Below are 2,514 nucleotides of genomic sequence, written 5' to 3' on the forward strand. Positions count from 1 at the left end.
GATACCTAATACAGGAACAGTTGGATATAACTTTGTAGTTGACCCAACTCTATTAACTACTTCAAGTGGTGTTCATAATACTAATACTGCATATACTACAATAAATCATGCTACTTTAGGAAATATATTAAAATTTACAAATAAACAATACGCAACTTGTGGAGATATTATAACTTACACGATATCTATTCCAAACAATGGGAATGTAGATGCTCTTAATGTAGTGTTGAGTGATACTGTACCAAATGGAACAAGTTATGTCCCAAATTCTCTGCAAGTTGATGGCAATCCAATCGGTGGAACACCAGCTAGTATAAATGTTGGAACTGTACCTGCTGGAGGTACTTCAATAGTAACTTTTAAAGTTCAAGTTAATTGTTAGAGTTTTAATATATTTAAAGACCTAGAAAGTATATTAGATATTGATACTTTCTAGGGATATTTTTCTTTTCTTGCACCTTCTTCGATACCTTTTTAAATACCCTTTCTTTCTTTATGCTTCATTCATGGCACTATAATATTTAATGGAACGTATATGAAATTAAAATCATATCTTAATATTGAAAGTATAGATTATACTATTTTATACTTATAAAATTAGAAAGGATAGATACAAATTGGCTAATTTATCATATGCAACAGGAATTGTCGGTTCTACTCCTAGTTATGGTGGTATTGGATGGTTTGATTTCGGTGTTTTTTCTATAGCACCTGGACAAACATTTACTAATCGAACGGGAACCTTTAAAGATGGATCAACCGTAACATTTAATATAAGTAATACATCCACAACAGGTGGAGGATTAACATTTAATGCAGTGGCACCACCTACATTTGCAGGAGCTGCATTTGGTGTTACAGGATATACTGGTATAACAGGAAGAGTGATATTATATTCATCTCCTAAGGGTGGTGCTTCATCAACACTGTCTATAAGTAACATAGTTGTAAAAAATTCAAGCGGAGTTACTATTCCAGATTTTGAGTTAGTAACAGGTGATGGTGAAAATACCAATGGCCTTGGAACAACAGCTTTTGAAGAAATATATTTTACTACTAATGGAGGTCTTTGGCAAAGTTTCACTACATTACCTGCAGTTGGAGGTGGAAGTCCACCATTCACACCTGTAGTTTCTGGATATGGAACTACAGTAGTTCATTTTCTTGGAATTACTAATACTCTGCCTAGAGTATCTCCAATAATAACAACAACATCTCCAAGTCAGGTTGATATTTTAGTAATTGAACCACCAGTAGCAACACCTCAACAGGCTATTGTACTTGGATTTGCAATACAAAAGATATCTTTAAATAAGGTAATATCCAACAGAGCAGATGCCTCAGACCAATTTGTTTTAAATATAGCAGGAACCCCTTCGGCATCTACCATAACATTTGGAGGCACTATTGGAAATCAACCAGTTAATGCTAGTATATTTGGACCAGTAGGTAATACTTATACACTAAGTGAATCTATGGCACCAGGAAGTTTAAGTACACTTTCTAATTATAAGAGCACCATTGCTTATAAAAATATATCTCCTGGAGGTACTACAGTTCCAGCATCTAACACAATACCTTCAAATCTAACATTTGCTTTAGGTGATATATTCGTTGCTACTATTACAAATACAGTGATAACATCGACACTAACAGCAACTAAGATAGTAGATAAAACTAAAACATTACCAGGGGATATTTTAACATATTCTGTAGGATTAAATAATACTGGACCATTAGCTGTAACTAATGCTGTATTTAAAGATACAATCCCTGTAGGTAGTAGTTTTGTAGCTAATAGTGTAACTGTAAATGGAGTATCAATACCTGGTTCGGTTGCACCTCCGAGTGGAATAAATATTGGGACATTGCCAGTCGGAGTAACAACGGTAACCTTCCAAATAGTTTTGCAAACTACTTTGGCTGTAAATAGCACTATTAGAAATAATGTAACTGTTAGTGGATTTAATAACTTAATCCCTACAAATGTGACAATTCCTGCGAATTCAAATACAGTTACAACAACAATATTGGGAACTTCAAGCTTAACATCAAGTAAGTTAAGTAAGACTTATGCAAATATAAATGATGTTATCACTTATACAATTCCTATAATAAACACAGGAAATACTACTGCGATAAATATCAGATTTATAGATACAATACCAAATGGAACTACCCTTGTTGCAGGATCAATAAGACAAGACAGTACTGTTGTTGCTGGAAGTCCTAATCCTCCAGGAGTAACACTTCCAAACCCTATAAGAAATAGTGTTACTTCAACAGTAACTTTCCAGGTTAGAGTAATTACTCTACCAAGCCCAAATCCTATACCAAACTACGCTTCGATGATTTTTCAATATACCATAGATAATTCTACAGTTCCAAATATACTTGGAAGTGGTTCTTCTAACACTAATATTGCAAATACTTTTATAAATAGAGCCGATTTATCAAATATAACTAAGTCTACAGATAAGGATTTTGCAACTATTAATGATGTAATAACTTATA

The 2,514-nt window shown here is 33.4% G+C and carries 2 protein-coding genes; both read left to right on the forward strand.

The annotated features are described in order from the left end of the window. A partial coding sequence (locus ACRC03_RS11550) for a DUF11 domain-containing protein (RefSeq protein WP_438652719.1) occupies window positions 1-382 on the forward strand: 382 nt, incomplete at its 5' end. Between the two features lie 235 nt (window positions 383-617). After that, on the forward strand, window positions 618-2,514 hold a 1,897-nt coding region (locus ACRC03_RS11555; RefSeq protein WP_438652720.1), incomplete at its 3' end, for a DUF11 domain-containing protein.

The organism is Romboutsia sp. (genome assembly GCF_051659545.1).
Lineage (GTDB): Bacteria > Bacillota > Clostridia > Peptostreptococcales > Peptostreptococcaceae > JBOFOR01.